The organism is Rheinheimera riviphila, assembly GCF_004005945.1.
GTDB classification, from domain to species: domain Bacteria; phylum Pseudomonadota; class Gammaproteobacteria; order Enterobacterales; family Alteromonadaceae; genus Pararheinheimera; species Pararheinheimera riviphila.
Genome location: NZ_SACS01000002.1, coordinates 206329 through 219983, shown reverse-complemented (window position 1 = coordinate 219983; position 13655 = coordinate 206329). Strand labels below are relative to the sequence as shown.

General features: G+C 48.4%; 9 protein-coding genes and 1 tRNA gene. 4 read left to right on the top strand and 6 right to left on the bottom strand.

The features are described 5' to 3' along the window. Position 1: 1 nt before the first annotated feature. The 3 genes from rsxA to EOE67_RS03370 form a co-directional block, all read right to left on the bottom strand. Entirely contained in the window at positions 2 to 583 is a 582-nt protein-coding gene (gene rsxA, locus EOE67_RS03380) for an electron transport complex subunit RsxA (RefSeq protein WP_127697638.1), read from the bottom strand. A gap of 199 nt (positions 584 to 782) precedes the next feature. After that, on the bottom strand, positions 783 to 2705 hold the full coding sequence (locus tag EOE67_RS03375) for an EAL domain-containing protein (RefSeq protein ID WP_127697637.1): 1923 nt from the start codon (positions 2703 to 2705) through the stop codon (positions 783 to 785). A gap of 238 nt (positions 2706 to 2943) precedes the next feature. After that, a tRNA-Asn gene (locus tag EOE67_RS03370) sits at positions 2944 to 3020 on the bottom strand. Between the two features lie 663 nt (positions 3021 to 3683). Between EOE67_RS03370 and EOE67_RS03365 the strand changes: the two genes are divergently transcribed. The 4 genes from EOE67_RS03365 to EOE67_RS03350 all read left to right on the top strand — a co-directional run bounded on the left by EOE67_RS03365 (position 3684) and on the right by EOE67_RS03350 (position 10110). Then, positions 3684 to 5033 (top strand): MATE family efflux transporter, encoded by a 1350-nt coding sequence (locus tag EOE67_RS03365; protein WP_240652701.1) that lies wholly within the window; start codon positions 3684 to 3686, stop codon positions 5031 to 5033. 10 nt (positions 5034 to 5043) lie between these two features. Further along, on the top strand, positions 5044 to 7047 hold the full coding sequence (uvrB, locus tag EOE67_RS03360) for an excinuclease ABC subunit UvrB (RefSeq protein ID WP_127697635.1): 2004 nt from the start codon (positions 5044 to 5046) through the stop codon (positions 7045 to 7047). 211 nt (positions 7048 to 7258) lie between these two features. Then, the gene (locus EOE67_RS03355) at positions 7259 to 8053 is read left to right on the top strand and encodes a putative porin (protein WP_127697634.1); all 795 of its coding nucleotides are present in this window, start codon (positions 7259 to 7261) and stop codon (positions 8051 to 8053) included. A gap of 287 nt (positions 8054 to 8340) precedes the next feature. Next, entirely contained in the window at positions 8341 to 10110 is a 1770-nt protein-coding gene (locus EOE67_RS03350; protein WP_127697633.1) for a M14 family metallopeptidase, read from the top strand. A gap of 12 nt (positions 10111 to 10122) precedes the next feature. Here EOE67_RS03350 and EOE67_RS03345 read toward each other — a convergent pair whose 3' ends face one another. The 3 genes from EOE67_RS03345 to trpA all read right to left on the bottom strand — a co-directional run bounded on the left by EOE67_RS03345 (position 10123) and on the right by trpA (position 13643). After that, positions 10123 to 11163 (bottom strand): efflux RND transporter periplasmic adaptor subunit, encoded by a 1041-nt coding sequence (locus EOE67_RS03345; RefSeq protein ID WP_127697632.1) that lies wholly within the window; start codon positions 11161 to 11163, stop codon positions 10123 to 10125. A gap of 113 nt (positions 11164 to 11276) precedes the next feature. Beyond that, on the bottom strand, positions 11277 to 12722 hold the full coding sequence (locus EOE67_RS03340; protein WP_127697631.1) for a hypothetical protein: 1446 nt from the start codon (positions 12720 to 12722) through the stop codon (positions 11277 to 11279). Positions 12723 to 12836: 114 nt separating this feature from the next. Continuing rightward, entirely contained in the window at positions 12837 to 13643 is an 807-nt protein-coding gene (trpA, locus tag EOE67_RS03335) for a tryptophan synthase subunit alpha (RefSeq protein ID WP_127697630.1), read from the bottom strand. Positions 13644 to 13655: the final 12 nt, after the last annotated feature.

Genomic DNA, 13655 nt, shown 5'->3' with positions numbered 1-13655 from the left:
CTCAAACCTTAACCAAACCGGTGAAGCCCATAAAGGCCAGCGACATTAAACCTGCGGTGATCAAACCAATAGCGGCACCCCGAAACACCACTGGCACATCGGCACTGGCTAAGCGTTCACGCATCGCCGCAAACAGCACCAGCACCAGCGAAAAACCTACGGCGGTGCCAAAACCGTAGATCACGGAGCCAAACAGACCATGATTGGCATTGACGTTCAGTAACGCGACGCCAAGTACGGCGCAGTTGGTGGTGATCAGCGGTAAAAAGATGCCAAGTAAGCGGTATAACGCCGGACTGGTTTTATGCACCACCATTTCGGTGAATTGGACAACAACGGCAATCACCAGAATAAAACTTAAGGTGCGCAGGTAACTGAGATCCAGCGGTGCCAGAATGTAAAATTCCACCAGATAACTGCACAACGATGCCAATGTCAGCACAAAGGTTGTCGCCAGACACATGCCAATCGCGGTATCGAGTTTGTTGGAAACCCCCATAAAAGGGCACAAACCTAAAAACTTAACCAACACAATGTTATTGACCAGGATGGTACTGAGCAGCAACACGAAAAATTCAGTCATCATATGTGTATCTTCAGGTGCGTATGATCAGGTGGTCCAGCAGGGGCGGTTGACCCCGGCGTCAGATCAGAAAGGCTGCAGCAACCAGCACTTCTGGATTAGCTGCGTATTATGCGTGCTTTGAGTCCGCCAGACAACCCGACGCGAAGCAGGGTTATTGCCGACAAGGTGTAGTTGATGGATTTATCAGCAATCTGAGTTACATCGCCGCAGGTTTACCGATGTAGTAACCCTGGGTACCGTCGATAAACAGCGATTCGAGCATATGTTTCTCTTCCTGCGACTCGACACTTTCTGCCAGCACACCCACACCGATACGATGGGCTAAATCAATCATTAACCGCATAAAGTACTGATTGTTTTTGTCTTCGTCGATATGGCGGGTATAGCTGCCATCCATTTTGACAAAATCTGGTTTGAGGTCCCGGAAAAACTTAAAGGAGGTAATACCAACACCAAATTTTTCCACCGTTAAGCGGGCGCCACAACGATGCACCATATCAATAAATCGCTTACTGGTTTTTAAGTTCTGCTGCAATCCAAATTCACTGACTTCAAACACCAGTTTACTGGCGATCGAGGCGTCTTTGAGTAACCGGCGTTCCAGCCAGATCACAAACTGATCGTCATGCACACAACGGGGCGACAGGTTCAGGCCAAAATATTGATCCTGAATATTGCGGTTTTTAATGGTGGTTAGCGCAGTTTCAATAATCAGCCGGTCTACAGCAATAATTTTATCGAGTTTTTCCGCCATCGCTAAAAAGGAAGCGGTAGGCAAAATCTGGTTTTCCACTGTTTTAAAGCGCACCAGAATTTCTGAATAGGTTTTTGACGAGCGGTTAGCTGGCTGCACTGTTTGCACCAGCAAACTAATGCGGTTATTGGCCAGTACATCATCAATCACATTGCGCCAGTTTTGATTGCCATAACCGCCAACGCCGACTTCGCCGGCTGCACTTTCTTTTTGAATGTGCCAGGCGTTCGGTTGTTTAGTTTGCGCCAGACTGATCGAGGTATCGGCAATCGCCAGTAATTCGCCGAGCGCTTTGCCGGTTTCGTAGCTGACCAAACCGGTGTAGGCAACAGAATCCAGCTCTGTAAGCTTCTGATATTCATTAAATTTGCTTTGCAGTTGCATCGCAAAGTTTTCAGATTCTTTGGGGGTGACCCGCGGCAGCATAATGCCAAAATCGCTGCTATTGAGGCGGTACACTTTATTGTCACGGTAAGTCGTTGCAACTTTTTGTACCAGTTCAGCCACCGCCTGCACATATTTATCACCTTCGTGATACCCACGGCTTTGGTTAATATTTTGCAATTCAGTACAGCGGGTGATGGCAAATACACCAAAATCTGCCTGATGCCCCTCACGCAGATGGTCTTCATAATATTGCACAAAACGATTGCGGTTCGGTAAACCGGTGACGCCATCTTTGAAGGCATCTTCGGTCACTTGTTTCGCGGTTTGGGTCATTTCATTAAATTGCTTCTGACTAAAACTGGCAAAGGTGGTTAAAGAGTGGCTGACATCATGAAAGTCAGCCGGGAGCTCCTGTATATTTAAATCGGCGGCAGGGTCGCGCATAAAACGTTCAATCGCCTGGCTGATGGTGTGATTGGCTTTTTTTAGCATACCGCCGATCAGCACCGGGCTCATGACGGCCGGTAATAAAAATAACAATAAAGGTGCGACCAGCATTAACCAGAACGCCTGCATAAAGGTGGCGTTGCTTTGATCAAAATTGGGGACAAATTTAATTTGCAGTTCATGCTCATCAGATTTGAGCAACGCCGGTTGCTGCTCGATGCCACCTAAGCCGTGCACGGTATCTAACAGCTCAGAGCGGGCGGTAGCGTTATTGTGCTCATGAACGACAGATCCGTCGGCTTTACTGATTTCCAGCATCTGTGGGTTAACGCTGCTGCGGATTTGCTGGACCAGATTTTTATAATCGTCCCCAACAAAATTTTTCAGCAGGTGGCTGATGGTGTTTTTCTGGCTGTCGTAACTTTGTTTGACAGATTGTTTTTCCGTCATGATTAACGCACTAAGTACCACTGCAATCAGTAATAAAGCGCACAACAGCTGAGCAATGAACAGGGTCCGTAACATTTTCATAGCGGTATCATTTTCCAATTCGGCAAGGAATCAACTCAACTATAGACGGCATCCTGATTGATCAGGAACTAGGAGTTATATAAATTCAATTAAAACAAAAAATTGCAGCAAAATAAACATACTTTACGTACAACAGACTAAATTAGCGCAGATCAGGTGAAAATAGGAAGTTATAGCGCAATCGGGCACGGCGAGAAGTTGAAGCAAAGAAGGTGTTTAAAGGAATATATGCTTTAGGTGGCTCCCCAGGTTGGACTCGAACCAACGACCTACGGATTAACAGTCCGCCGCTCTAACCGGCTGAGCTACTGAGGAACTGTGTCTGCAACGGGGCGCAATACTAATGCCATGATTCGAGGCTGTCAACAGTTTCACCCGCACAAATCGCCCATTCTGATTCACTTGCTGATTGTTTAGTCAAAGTGCGCAAAAAGTGCCTGAATTCGCGGCTTTACTGTCAATTTTATCGCGAAGGATCGCGTCTGGTTTTAGCGATCTTGCGCCAGCGTAGAGCCGGTAAGGCTTGCAGCACTTTACTCACAGAATCTGTGGATATCTTTGTGGATGACCGGTGCCGCGCCTGTGTGAAGTCAATAACAATGCGGGCTGGAGCCAGATCAATATCTAAATTGAAAAATATTTATCTGTTTTAATACAATGACTTATAAATTTGCGACCAATGGCGGTTCCGCTAAATACCGGATCTGCTGCAGATATGTCCGTTCCATGACCATTGTGAACTGTTTTTAGACGGAACCGCTGATAAACAGCAGAGTTTGCTCGGGAAAATACAAATTTCGGTACATTCAGTACATTCAGTACAACATTGAGTAACAGCATGATCAAGCGTCCGCAAATAGTGGCTTGGGGCCTATGTGAGATAATTGCAAAGGTGCATGGAGCTACGGCGCGCTTTTCTCTACAATGGCGCACCCACGCCTTGAAGCCTGTGCTATGAGCCAAAAAGCTGTAACTAAAATGACGATGACCGATGGTGATATTCGCCAGATCCTGGTCCGGATGACGGTGCCGATGTTGTTTGGCATGATTACGCTGATGTCGTTTAATCTGGTCGACACCTTCTTTATTAGTATGCTCGGTACCAAAGAGCTGGCTGCTGTCAGTTTTACCTTTCCGGTGACCTTCACTGTGATTAGCCTGGCGATTGGTTTGAGTATTGGGACCTCCGCGGTGATCGCAAAAGCCCATGGCAGTGGCGAAAACAGTGCCGCCAAAGCAGATGGACTGGCGGCGTTGTGGTTGTCCGCTTATCTGGTGATGGCGTTGTCGCTGGTTGGGTACCTGTTTATGGATCCGTTGTTCCGGTTATTAGGGGCGCAGGACGATACCTTGCCTTTTATCCACGACTATATGAGCTGGTGGTTTTTCGGCGCGGTGTTTCTGATTACCCCGATGATTGGGAATGCGGTGCTACGGGCAGCTGGCGATACTAAAACCCCCAGTCTGATGATGGCGTGCTCCGGAGTCATCAATGCGGTGCTCGACCCAATTTTAATCTTTGGTTGGGGGCCAGTACCGGCGATGGGTGTGGAAGGCGCTGCCATTGCCAGTGTCATTTCCTGGCTGGTGAGCTTTGGGCTGATCCTTTATTTAATTGTCTATCGGCGGCAACTGATCGACAAAGGCCATCAGCCATTCAGAGAGTTTATTGCGATCAGCCGACGTATTTTGCACATTGGTTTACCCGCAGCTGGCGCCAATATGCTGACACCACTGGCGATGGCGATTTTGACGGCGGTGATGGCGAGTTATGGCGCCCATGCGGTCGCTGCTTATGGTGTAGGTGCCCGTATTGAGAGTATTGCCAGTTTAGTGGTGTTGGCGTTATCGATGACCTTACCGCCTTTTGTCAGCCAGAATCTTGGCGCCGGGCAGATGTCCAGAGTACAGGCCGGTTATCAGATGTGTATCCGCTTTGTATTAGGTTGGCAGTTTGCGGTCTACCTGCTGTTGGCGATCGCTGCCTGGTGGATTGCCCTATGGTTCTCCGAAGATCCAGCCGTTGTTGGGCTTATTCGCAGCTTTATCTGGATTTTGCCTTTGGGCTACGGTTTGCAGGGCATTGTGATCCTGACCAATTCTTCTTTTAATGCGTTGCATTTACCGATGCGGGCGCTGGGGCTCAGTGTCATCCGGTTATTTGTGTTTTATGTACCCATGGCCTGGTTTGGCGGCAAGTTGTTTGGTGTGCTGGGGGTTTATAGTGGCGCCTTGCTGGCGAACGTGATCATCGCCGCTATTGCCATTTATTGGTTTCGTCGTACTTTAGCAGAGTTGCAAATCGGTGCTGTGCCGGTAAAAGCATAAGGATGTTGTGATGTCGCGCGATTTTGAACTGCATTCACCTTACCAGCCGTCTGGTGACCAACCGACCGCTATTGCTAAATTGATTGAGGGTCTGGAGTCTGGCCTTGCCCATCAAACCTTATTAGGTGTCACCGGTTCCGGTAAAACATTTACCATGGCCAATATCATTGCCGCGGTAAACCGACCGACCTTGATTATGGCGCACAATAAAACACTGGCGGCGCAGCTGTATGGCGAGATGAAAGAGTTTTTCCCGAACAATTCGGTCGAATACTTTGTGTCTTATTACGATTATTACCAACCGGAAGCTTATGTGCCGGCCAGCGACACCTTTATCGAAAAAGATGCCTCGATTAACGAACATATCGAGCAGATGCGGTTGTCGGCGACCAAGGCGTTAATGGAGCGGCGCGACGTGGTGATTATCGCCTCAGTATCGGCGATTTACGGTTTGGGCGATCCCGAATCTTATATGAAAATGCTATTGCATCTCAAAGTGGGCGATATTGTCGATCAGCGTTTTATCCTACGCCGCCTCGCCGAGTTGCAATATTCCCGCAACGATATGGCGTTTGAGCGTGCGACCTATCGGGTGCGTGGGGACGTGATTGATATTTTCCCGGCCGAATCAGACGAGCTGGCGGTGCGGCTGGAACTGTTTGATGAAGAAATTGAGCGGATCAGTATTTTTGACCCGCTAACCGGCGCCGTTGATCGCACCGTGACCCGTTATACCATTTACCCAAAAACGCATTATGTGACGCCACGCGAGAAAATTCTCGAAGCGGTGGAGAAGATTAAAGTGGAATTGGCCAGCCGTCGCGCGCAGTTATTGGCGGACAACAAACTGATTGAAGAGCAGCGTATCGGCCAGCGCACCCAGTTTGATATTGAGATGATGGTTGAGCTCGGCTATTGCTCCGGGATTGAAAACTATTCCAGGTATTTGTCCGGTCGCGCCGATGGCGAGCCACCCCCAACCTTGCTTGATTATTTCCCGGCCGATGGTTTGATGTTTATCGACGAATCACACGTCACTATTTCGCAAATTGGCGCCATGTTTAAGGGCGATCGCTCGCGTAAAGAAAATCTGGTGAATTATGGTTTCCGGTTGCCTTCAGCGCTGGATAACCGGCCACTGAAATTTGATGAGTTCGAAGCCATCGCGCCACAGCGGATTTATGTTTCTGCGACACCTGCTGCTTATGAGCTGGAAAAATCGGCCGGTGAAGTGGTGGAGCAGGTGGTGCGGCCAACCGGTTTGATTGATCCGGTGATTGAAATCCGGCCGGTCGGCTCGCAGGTCGATGATTTGTTGTCCGAAGCCTATCGCTGCGCCAAACGGGGTGAGCGGGTGTTAGTGACCACGCTGACTAAAAAGATGGCCGAAGATTTAACCGATTATTTGTCTGGCCATAACGTCAAGGTGCGGTATCTGCACTCGGACATCGATACCGTGGAGCGGGTGGAAATTATCCGTGATTTACGCCTCGGTGTGTTTGATGTGCTGGTTGGTATCAATTTACTGCGGGAAGGTCTGGATATTCCGGAAGTATCGCTGGTGGCGATTTTGGACGCCGATAAAGAAGGTTTCCTGCGCTCGGAGCGCTCTTTAATCCAAACCATTGGTCGGGCAGCGCGTAACGTCAACGGTAAAGCGATTTTGTACGCCGATCGGATCACCGGCTCGATGCAAAGGGCGATCGATGAAACCGATCGCCGCCGCGCCAAGCAAGTCACACATAATGAATTACATGGCATCATCCCAACCCAGATTTCGAAAAAAATCGGCGATGTGATGGATTTAGGCCAGGATGCGAAGAACGATACCCCACAACGACAAGTGGCTGAGCATCTGAAACTGATCAAAGGAAAAACGCCGTATCAGGTGCAAGCTGAAATTAAAAAGTTGGAAACTCAGATGCTGCAACATGCGAAAAATCTGGAGTTTGAACAAGCTGCCATGTTGCGTGATCAGGTTCATTCGTTAAAGCAGGCATTGTTAGAAATCTAGCGAGGTGAATTTTAAATGAATGCTGTTTTTATCGCCGTTTTCGTTGATTTAATTTCAAAGTTAAATTTGTATCTTATTGATTTTTAAATGTAACAAAATGTATTTTGTAAATATGCGCGTTTAATCTATAAAAATAGCTGTATTCATTTTATATTAAGTTTGACACCGTTAATCTTGCCCTCGAATTCATCACCAGCCAGAGGGCATCTTTATGAAATCTTATCTGTTAACTGCATTATTTTCTGTGATCTCCGTCAACGCTGTGGCCAGTTCTTATCAAGCGCAAACCGACCTGAATTACGGTTGGGTTGATATCGGCAATGTTGATATCAACGCCTGGCAAGCCAAACAACGGTTCTTTTTAGCGCCGGTATCAACGGATGGCGCTGTACCACTGGCCGAAGCTGCTTTTATGCAACGTCAATCAAGCCTGGCCGCCACTTTTACCCGTGCGACCCTTGATGCAGGCAATCAGGAAGCACACAACAACGCCTGGTCAGTCGGTGGCGAGTACATGGATCGCAGCCACAACTATTATGCCGCGGTTGATATGGAATTTATCAATAACAGCAAGGCGTATGAAGCGACCACCAAGCTGGGTTATTTTTTCCAAAACGATTGGTTAGTGACCGCTGATATTTATCACACCAAAGATGAGTTGGGTCGCACCGCACTGGAATACGGTGCCAGCACTAAAAAACTGCTGGATTTAAACACCGGCGACTTTATCGCCATCACCGGTGGCCTGCGTAACTATGATGATTCTACTCTGACCAGTTACAATGTCGGTGCTGATTATTATTTCGGGAAAAACTTATCGGTAGGTCTGGGTTATCACTGGGTTTCTGCCGGTGTGTTCCAAAATGACAACGACGGTTTTGAAGTCCGCAGTAACTGGTATGTATTGCCAAATCTGGCGGTGAATGCTTCAGTCGGTCGGATTTTCCTCGATGACGTCAGTCTGGACGAAACGGCTTACCAGATTGGTGCTAGCTACCGTTTTTAATGGTTGCATTGTGTTGAGCTGTTAACCTGTCAAAAATTGCTGATTGCCCCGTTCGCGGGGCTTTTTTATGGTCGTTGCGGCCAAGCCAGGCAGCAGTTGCCGCCGAAAACCGTCAAATTAAGCTTTCTGTCGAAACCGCTGTTGACAGCACTGCCTGCTTATCTGGTATGTTCCCGTAACTTCCTGCCGTGTTTTGCCGTGATCCAGCGTTTTCATCGGCCATTGTTGCAATTGCAGCAAATCGGGGCAGATTTGCAAATTTTTGGTTTTGGAGTCCACAAAGAATAATGAAAGCTCTCTTCCTGTTCGCCACCACTCTGGTTTTACCTGTGGCTGCCGCCGATCATTTACCACCGTTATTACCCTGGGATGGCCCGACTCAAGCGCTGATCCAACCACAACATCCGTGGGTGACGCCGGCTGAGCTCACCGATTTAACTGCAACACCGGATTATGCTCAAACCATCAGCTATTTGAAAAAACTGGTTGAAAGCTCGCCGTTGTTCCGGTTGGAAGTGATAGGGCAAAGTCCGCAAGGGCGTGATATTTATCTGGTGAAAGCCAGCAGTCAGCCGGATCTGATTGGCAAATCCGGCCGTCCGACGTTATTGGTGCAAGCCGGTATTCACAGTGGCGAAATTGACGGCAAAGATGCCGGTTTAATGTTACTGCGGGATATTGCCCACGGTGATAAAGCCGGATTGTTGGCGCAGGTCGATTTGTTGTTTATTCCGGTGTTATCCGTTGATGCCCACGAACGTCGGGGTGAGCATCACCGGATGAATCAACGTGGGCCGCTGCAGCAAGGCTGGCGCAGTAACGCCTCGAATCTGAATTTAAACCGCGATTACGCCAAGGCGGACAGCCTGGAAATGCGGGCATTGCTGAAGGTACTGAATCAGTATCAACCAGACTTGTACATGGACGTGCATGTCACCGACGGTGAAGACTATCAGTATGATATTACTTATGGTTTTAACGAGCCGTTCGCCAGTTTAAGCCCGAATGGCGCCAGTTGGCTGGCGCAGGTGTACCGGCCTTATCTGGACCGCCAACTCAGCCGCCAGGGGCATATTCCGGGGCCATTGGTATTTGGCCTGGATCGGATGGATTTTAGCAAAGGTTTAAGCGGCTCCACCTCGACACCGCGTTTTTCCAATGGTTATGGTGACGTGCGGCATTTGCCGACTATTTTGGTCGAAAACCACAGTTTAAAACCCTATAAACAACGGGTGTTGGGCACTTATGTATTGCTGGAGCAGACGTTAAAGCTGCTGCAGGAGCAAGGTAAAGCGTTACAACTGGCCAAAAAAGCCGATGAGAATTTCCGGCCGCAGCAACAAGTATTATTGTTTAAAGCCGCCGAACAGCCTGATCTGATCAACTTTAAAGGCATGAGTTACGAAATCGCCCACAGTGACATTAGCAAAGCGCCTTATGTCAAATGGACCGGTCAAGCCAAAGACTATGTCGATTTTCCGGTGTACTGGGAAAAAGTACCGGCGATAGAAACCGAAGTACCAACGGCTTATTGGATCCCACCGCAGTATCAGGACGTGATCCAACGGCTGGAAATCCACGGCGTGAAAATGAGCCGGCTTACTGCCACTAAGACATTGGAATTACAGCAGTTGGTAGCTTCGAAACCAGAATTTGCCAGCAAATCGTTTGAAGGTCGGGTCGGGGTCAGTGCCACTTTTACCCCGCAATGGCGACAGTTGGAGCTGGTACCGGGCTCGGTGCGGGTCAGTACTGATCAGCCGCTGGGCGCCTTGGCTGTAGCGTTGTTACAACCGCAGGCACCGGATTCATTTTTTAGCTGGGGTTTTTTCCACGGTATGTTCGAACGCACTGAGTACTTTGAAACATACGCCATGATTCCGTGGATTGAACAACAACTGGTCGCCGATCCTAAACTGAAACAACAGTTTGATCAGGCTGTGCAAGCCGATGCAACGCTGCAAAAAGACGGTCAGGCGCGATTGAATTGGTTTTATCAGCGGTCACCCTTTTATGACCAGGCGTACCTGAAATACCCGGTATTGCTGGAACGATAATTTGTTAACAGTTTAAGGCGGTGGTGGGGCGTCGCGGCTGATCAATTCGACTAATTGGCCAACACTTAAACCTTGTTGGCCACGCACCACCAGCTGATCACCAGGTTTGATCTCTGATTGCACGATGTAATAGGCGTCAACGGTACCTAACACATCCACCTCCAGCCGCTCGGCTTTGCCATCTTTATTGACCCGCCAGGTGCGATAGGTACTGCCTTCCAGTTCCACCGCATCATAAGGCACCCGGGTGATATTGTCGGCTTTGACCGCCATGGTAATTTCCTGGCGATAACCCACTAAAATATCACGCCGATCTTTCGCCGGATGATCAAAATACAAGGTCAGATTTTCAGCCGTACTATCGAGTCGTTGGCTGACTTCACGTAACTTCAGCGGTTTACCATTAAAATCAAAACGATGGCCTTTGAGTGCCAGGCTGTTCTGGTAGGCCAGCACCGGTAATTTACATTCCAGTTGTTTGTTTTGGGTCGACATCAGTTGCAAGATCGGCTGACCTTCGGCCAGTTGCGCGCCAGGCTCTGAACTGACTTCGGTGACCTGCGCATCAAAAGGCGCATGGTGATTCAAACGTTTGGTGCGGATTTCAGCGGTTTTTAATTCCAGCTGCAGTCGCTGCATTTTTAACGAAGCGCTATCAAGTTGCAGCTTAAATTTATTTAGTTCTGACGAGGACGCCAGACCTTTTTTACTCAGCATCAGCGCTTTGTTGTATTCATCTTCAGCAAAGGCTCGCGCCACCCTTGCGGATTCGATATCGGTTTTAATCAATTCAAGTTGCTGGCTTAAATAGACATTATCCTGTTTAGCCACCAGTTGGCCTTTTTTGACCGAGCTGCCAACCGGCAATAATTGCAACAATTCCGCGCTGGCGTGGCTGGCGATCCGGTAAGTCACCGGAGCGGCCACGACACAAGGCAGCACATGGATCACATCGCTGCTGTGATGGGTGACGACTTCGATGGTGACTCTTTTGGTGTTTGACGCATAGGAGGAAGGTGTCGCTCCCAGCGTCAAAACCAGTAATGGAATCATATTTTTAGCGATAGAACGGGTTGCAAACTGCTTCAATCTGATCTCAGCGCAGAGTAAAAAAGAAGCGTATTTTAGCGCAATTCCGCGTTTGCACCGAGTTAAATTTTAACCTGCTAAAAATAACTGAGGATCACTTCCTCCGGTTTGGCATCATCAGCGTCAGAGTCAAAACTAATTTGCAGCTGGAAGTTGTCGCGATACAGATTAAATTTCTGATGGTAAAGTTCGCCGTCACTGAACATTGTCAGCAGTTGCTGTTTCTGTATTGGCAGGCCAAGTGATTGATATAGCTTATGAAAAATTGACGGTTGATCAGGGCGGTAAAAGACACTGTCGGCAATTCTAAGCTTTTTAACCAGATCATCATCAATTTGAACTTGAATGTAATCGCCAAGAATTCGCCATTGTCCGCGCTCAGTCTTGAACTGATGTTCTGGCAGCGCAGGAGGGACAGTCAAGGTCGACCAAACCGGTGCTTGCTGCAATCGCTCTGGCTGTAGTTGCTGTAATACTGTCAGGTACAGCTCGGTACTCACCAAAGGCACCTTTAACGGCTGAGTTTTTTCCGAGGCATTTTTTAACATAAAACCAGTGACTAAGGACTCCGCCGGTTTTTGATGTTCCAGACTGTATTTTTCAAACTTCAGCAGCAGCTGATATTGGTGGTTATTCAGTTGTAATTGCTGCGCTCCGGCGTTTGTTGCCGTCGGCAGTTGCTGACGAACATCGGCGATTTTTGATCTGTAGCTGACTTTAGACGCCAGCAGCCAGCTGTTGCTATCAAAATGATCATGCAATTCCAGCAAATTCTGACCGTAGCTAGATAAAAATTGCCGTTCTGTTTGAATTTGCAGCAAAACGTCGCTAAAAACTAAAAAAAGTTGCCGTCCATAAACATGGGCTGTCAGGCCATTTTGCAGTTGGATCTTAGCATCTGCTTGGCCAAACAGATGTTCGACCTGCATTTTGGTCATGCCGGGTTGTACACCAAACACCCCCTTGTTGAATGAAACTTCTTGGCTGAGTGGGGCTAACTTTGTCGGTGGTGTAGACGAAATGAGGTCATTGCTGATGCTAATCCGATGGGTTGTAGATTTAGCATTTTGTACCGCGCCATCTTCACTCCAGCGAGTGGGGCGATTTGATAATTCAGAATTGCCGTCACAGAATTTAATAAAACTGGCCGAGCCTTCGATTTTTAATCGATGCTGCGTTTTATTGCGATCGTCATACTCAACTGAGCTGTGAACCCGTTGCAGGATCAAGGCATCGGCTCCGTCTGCCGCGGCTTGTTGGCGCAAACTGAGTAGGAAATTAGCTTTTTCAGTTGCGGCGCGTTCAGCATCTCCGTCTTGATAACTTTTCAGATGACGTCGGTCCGTATGCTCTTTTAGTACGGTCGGCTCACATACCGGGTGGTAGTTTAGAATAGGCGGCAATGGTGTCGCTACAGCCGCGTTTACTGCAGATGGGTTGCAGATGGCAACCATAGCCAAGGTGAATTTTTGACGCTTCTGGATGAACCGATAAATATTGGATAGAACCGAAGTCTGCTGCATACCGTATCCGTGGCTAAACAAGTGGAATATTCAGGTTAACCTGATGTGTCTAAGTTAGCAAGGGTGGGCAGATATGAAAAAGCCGTAACTTATTAAGCTACGGCTTTGGGAGATTTACAACTGTGTAGCTGCTTTCATCGCAGCGACAAAAGCACCCAACTCCTTCAGTAACTTCGGTTTATCCTGCTGATATTTTTCAATAATTTGCACTATGGCTGAACCGGAAATCGCCCCGGCGGCACCGGCTTCCAGCGCGGCTTTCACGTGTTCTGGTTTGGAAATACCAAATCCAAGCAAGGTCGGTGCGGCATTGACATCCCGTAGTTGCTGCACTAATTGCGACGCCGGCATCGCCGCCGCGGTTTCGGTGCCGGTCACGCCAGCGCGGCTGAGCAAATAAGTATAACCACGGCCATAACTCGCCAGCTCATTGAGCCCGTCTTTGGTAATGTTTGGCGGTGCGATAAAAATCTGGGCGATGTCATGGGTTTGCGCCACAGTTCTGAACATTTTGCTTTCGTGCAGCGGTACATCAGCAATCAAAATTGAATCCACACCTGCGGCTTTGGCGGTGCTGTAAAAGGTGTCGATACCTCGTGCCAGTACCAGATTGCTATACAGCAATAAACCAATTGGAATATCTGCGTTATAAGCACGGATTTTACTAATTAATTCAAAACACTGCGCCGGTGTTACGCCAGCGGCTAAAGCGCGGATATTGGCGTTTTGGATGGTTGGGCCGTCGGCGATGGGATCCGAAAACGGAATGCCGAGTTCCAGCGCATCGGCGCCTTGATCAATCAGGGTTTTAATAATTTCAAAGGATAATTCCAGCGAAGGGTCGCCGATGGTGACGAAAGGCACAAAAGCACCTTGCTTGCGCTCGCTTAAGCGCTGAAACATCAAATCGTAACGTTGCATTTTACTATTCCT